Origin of the sequence: Herbaspirillum sp. UBA812 (assembly GCF_002296545.1) — a bacterium.
Taxonomy (GTDB): domain Bacteria; phylum Pseudomonadota; class Gammaproteobacteria; order Burkholderiales; family Burkholderiaceae_D; genus Herbaspirillum; species Herbaspirillum huttiense.
Genome location: NZ_DBIC01000099.1, coordinates 1 through 4,418, shown reverse-complemented (window position 1 = coordinate 4,418; position 4,418 = coordinate 1). Strand labels below are relative to the sequence as shown.

At 63.2% G+C, this 4,418-nt stretch carries 3 protein-coding genes and 1 pseudogene; all 4 read left to right on the top strand.

The features are described 5' to 3' along the window. Positions 1-449, top strand: a pseudogene (locus B3873_RS06340) (hypothetical protein); the annotation flags it as partial. A 64-nt stretch (positions 450-513) separates the two neighbouring features. After that, positions 514-1,731, top strand: a complete 1,218-nt coding sequence (locus tag B3873_RS06335) for a glycosyltransferase (protein ID WP_286864715.1) — start codon at positions 514-516, stop codon at positions 1,729-1,731. 13 nt (positions 1,732-1,744) lie between these two features. After that, complete coding sequence (locus B3873_RS06330; protein ID WP_286864714.1) at positions 1,745-3,385, top strand: GMC oxidoreductase; 1,641 nt, start codon at positions 1,745-1,747, stop codon at positions 3,383-3,385. A gap of 150 nt (positions 3,386-3,535) precedes the next feature. Beyond that, on the top strand, positions 3,536-4,418 hold an 883-nt coding region (locus B3873_RS06325), incomplete at its 3' end, for an acyltransferase family protein (RefSeq protein ID WP_286864713.1).

The window sequence follows — 4,418 nt, the reverse complement described above, 5'->3', positions numbered from 1 at the left end:
ACGTCGATGACGTCTGCGCGGCCGTGCTGCTGTCGCTGCAATACGCGTCCCGGTCTCCTGATGCAAGCCCGGTGCCGGCGCCCGTCTTCAACCTCACCGGCGATGACAGTCCGCGCTGGAACCGTTATTTCGTCGACCTGGCTCTGGCCCTGGGTGCGGGAGCAGCCCCCCGGATCTCGCCGCTTCGCCTCAAGCTCGATGCCAGGCTCGGTACGCTCTTCATTCGTGTGCTGCAGCGGCTTGCGCGCGCGGCGGGAAAGTCCGGCCGGGGCCTGCCGGTGGCGCTGTCGCCGTCCTTCCTGCGCTTGTGGCAGCAGCAGTTGCGCATCGATGGCCAGCGCGCGCGCTCCGTCCTCGGATTTGCCCCGCGTCCCTACGCCCAAGGGTTGGCGGAGTCGGCGCAATGGGCGCGAAATGAAGGAATTGGAACCGCACGGGCGCCCGGATGATCCATGCATGCAACGCTCGTTTGCGTCCCCTGATGCCCCCTCAACCTGCCTGCAACACTGAAAAATGAGAATAGCCTACCTGACCAGCATCTACGCGCGCGCCAGCGACACATTCATCCGCAACGAAGTTCTGGAACTGCGCCGCCGCGGTCACGAGGTGCATACCTTCTCGATCCGCCGTGAAGCCGGTGACGCCGCCGTGAGTGCCGACGTCAAGAGCGAGCAGGCCAGCACCGATTACATCCTGGAAAACGGCTTGCCGCGTCTGCTCGGTGTAGCGCTGACGACCTTGCTGCAATCGCCGGGCCGCGTGCTGGAGGTATTGAAGCTGGCCTGCCGCACGCGCGCAGCCGGCCTGCGTCCGGCCTTGCTGCACGTGCTGTACCTGATCGAAGCCTGCTACCTGGCACGGCGACTGCGCGAGCAGAAGATCGAGATCCTGCACAATCACATCGCCGAGAATTCGGCCACGGTGGCGATGTATGCCTCCATGCTCTCCGGCATTCCCTACAGCATGACGGTGCACGGACCCGGCATCTTCTTTCATCCGGTGGCCTGGGCGCTGGGCGAGAAGGTGCAGCGCTCGGCCTTTACGGCCACCATCACGCATTTCTGCAAGAGCCAGTGCATGCTGTTTTCCGAGGTGGAGGCCTGGCCGCGTCTGAACGTGGTGCGCTGTGGTGTCGGCCCCGCGTTTGAGGATGCACCGGCCTTGCCGATTCCGGAAGTGCCGCGGCTGGTTTTCGTCGGTCGCCTGTGTGCAGAGAAGGGCGTGCCGCTGCTGATTGAAGCGGTCACCCGGCACGTCAAGGCCGGCAAGCCCTGCGAACTGGTGCTGGTCGGTGACGGCCCGCTGCGGCCCTTCATCGAGAAAGCCATGGCGGGCGGTCCGCTGGCCAATGTGATCCGCATTCTTGGATGGAAGAGCAGTGCCGAAGTGCGTGCCGAAATCGAGCGCAGCCGGGCGCTGGTCTTGCCCAGTTTTGCCGAAGGCCTGCCGGTGGTGGTGATGGAGGCGCTGGCCTTGTCGCGCCCGGTCATCAGTACGCGCATCGCCGGAATTCCCGAACTGGTTGAAGATGGCGTCAATGGCTGGGTGGTGGCACCCGGCTCGGTCGATGCGCTGGTCACGGCCATCGACGAGGTGACCTCGGCATCGGTGGAGCAGCTGCAAGCGATGGGACAGCACGGTGCCCGGGCAGTCCGCCAGAAGCATCATCTGGGTACCGAAGTGGGCAAGCTGGAACAGCTGTTTGCCGCGCACGGTCGCCCGCAGGCCTGAAGGGAGAGCCAGCTTGATCCGATATCTCTCCGATTGCGACAGCGCAAGCCTGCAGGATTACCCCGTCTGTGTGGTCGGCAGCGGTCCCGGTGGCCTCAGCCTGGCGGTGGCCTTGTCGCGCCAGGGGCAGCGGGTGTTGCTGGTCGATGGCGGCGACTGGCGTGAAGAGCAGGTCGACGACGACGCCTACCAGGGCAGCGCCGCTGCGCCACACCCGGCGACCACCGAATACCGCCGTCAGCGTTTTGGCGGCACCACGCATTTGTGGGGTGGCCGCTGCGTGCCGCTGGATCCGGCGGACTTTGCGGCGCGCCCGCACGTGCCGCTCAGCGGCTGGCCGATTTCCTATGAAGAATACGCACGCTATCTTCCGGAAGCGATGCAGTACTGTGATGCGGGCGCGGCTGACTTTACGCCGGCCAGCCTGGCCGGGGGCAATGGTCCGATGTTTTCCGAGCTGCCCCAGCTGCAGGAGGCCCTCACCGAACACATCGAGCGCTACAGTCTGCCGACCGATTTTGCGGCGAAGTTCGCCGAGGAACTGAAAGCCTCCGATCGGGTGACCGTGGTACTGCGCGCCCGCTGCACGCGGCTGGTGGCCAGCGCCGACGGTTCGCACATCGAGTGCATCGTGCTGCACGATGGCCAGCAGCAGGTTCCGGTGCGAGCCGGACAGTTCGTGCTGGCGGGTGGTGCCATCGAGGCGACCCGCCTGCTGTTGTGTACGCGCGAGGAGCTGCCTGCCTGGCAGCGCTTCGATGGCAGCCTGGGACGTTATTACGCCTGCCACTTCGACCTGATCTTCGGCGAGATGCGTCTCACCGGCGAGAAGCCGCGCTTCAGTTTCCAGAAGACGCAGGATGGCGTCTATGCGCGCCGCAAGCTGCAGTTCACGCCGCAATGGCAAAACCAGCTGGGTTTGCTCAATTCGACCTTGCGGCTGCATTTTCCTTCCTATGGCGATCCGGGCCATGGCAGTGGCGTGCTGTCGGCGATTTATCTCGCCAAGTCGGTTCTGCCTTCCGAACATCAGGACATTCTCAATCACGGCAGCCAGAGCGCAGCCGCTGATCCACGTCGGCTGGCGCATCTGCGCAACGTGATGTTCGATGCGGGTTCGGTGTTCGGCTTTGCCTACGACATGGTGGTCAAGCGCAAGCTGGCCAAGCGCAAGCTGCCTTACACGCTGATCCCCAACCGCAACGGCACCTATCCGCTGGAATTCAACAGCGAGCAGGTGGGCGATGCCGGCAATTGCATCCGCCTGCTCGATGCGACCGACCGCTACGGCATGCGGCGGGTGGATGTCCAATGGCGGCTGACCGCGCAGGATATCGAGTCCGGTATCCAATCCTTCACGACCATGCAGTCGCTGCTGGCCAAGACCCGGCACTGTCGCCTGGACTTTGATCCGGGTGAGCTCCGGGAGCAGGTGACACGGGCCTTGCCCGTGGGCGGGCATCACATCGGCAGCACGCGCATGGGAACGTCGGTGCGTGACAGCGTGGTCGATACCGATTGCCGCCTGCATGGCGTGGACAACCTGCTGGTGCTCAGTTCCTCGGTATTCCCGACCAACGGGCATGCCAATCCGACCCTGAGCATCGTGGCGATGGCCTTGCGGATGGCGGAGCATTTGCGTAGAGGGCAGTGAGCATGCCGGACTGGATGCCATGTCCGCAAGCGCGCGAGGACATGCATCCGGGCCAGTTGGAAATGCAGTAAGGAGCAGTGAACCAGTCGGACCAGAGAGGGGACCATAAAACAAGCCGGAGGCTTAGGCACAAGATCTGCAAAAAGCTTCATGTATCCGTTTACGACAGCGCTTGTCCGGCTGGCGGCAGGGATATCGGGGGGGGATGGGCAAAGCAGTCTGAACACCGTAGTGCAACGTTGGCCAGAGAAGTTCATACACGTAATTCCAGCCGGCACGCAAGAGTGCAAGCTGGACTTCACCCCGGGGGGAGTCATGAACAAGGCAGTCCAGACGCTGTATCAGGGGCAGGCAAAGATCGAAGAGCTGGAAAGCATCCGCGGCATGGCCGCCTTATTGGTGGTGTTCTACCACATCCCCAACTGGAACCCGCTGTTTGACATCGGCATCGTCCGCAGCGGCTACCTGATGGTTCACCTGTTTTTCGTGCTGTCGGGCTTCGTGATCTACAACGCCTATGCCGCCAGGATCGACAGTGCGCAGGATCTGATGCGCTTCCAGTTCCTGCGCTTCGGTCGGCTGTATCCGGTGCACCTGCTCTTCCTGCTGGTCTATGTGCTGTTCGAGGTGGCCAAGTACGTCGGCCAGGCCAGGCTGGGGATCGTCAGCCCCAACTCCCAGCCGTTTCGTGAAAACAGTGTGACGGCCCTGGTGCAGCAGATCTTCCTGGTGCAGGCCATCGGGCCGGCTGGTCATCCCACCAGTTTCAATACGCCAGCCTGGTCCATCAGCGTGGAGTTCTATGCCTATCTGATCTTTGGCGCGATCGTGCTGTGCCTGCCACGGATCAAGAACCTGCTGTTTTCCCTGCTTGCCATGGCTTCCTTGCTGATGCTGGTGACCAACGCCACGTTCGGGTTTGGTGATCTGCTGAAGTGCCTGGCGGGTTTCTTCATCGGCTGCCTGACAGCCTTTACCGTTCAACGGTTGCCGCTGGCTTTCCCGCGGGCGCTTTCCCTGATCCTCTTTGCCG

Bases quoted from the DNA above. Each gene is read 5' to 3' on its own strand.
- B3873_RS06335 (WP_286864715.1), top strand. From the start codon at position 514: ATGAGAATAGCCTACCTGACCAGCATCTACGCGCGCGCCAGCGACACA.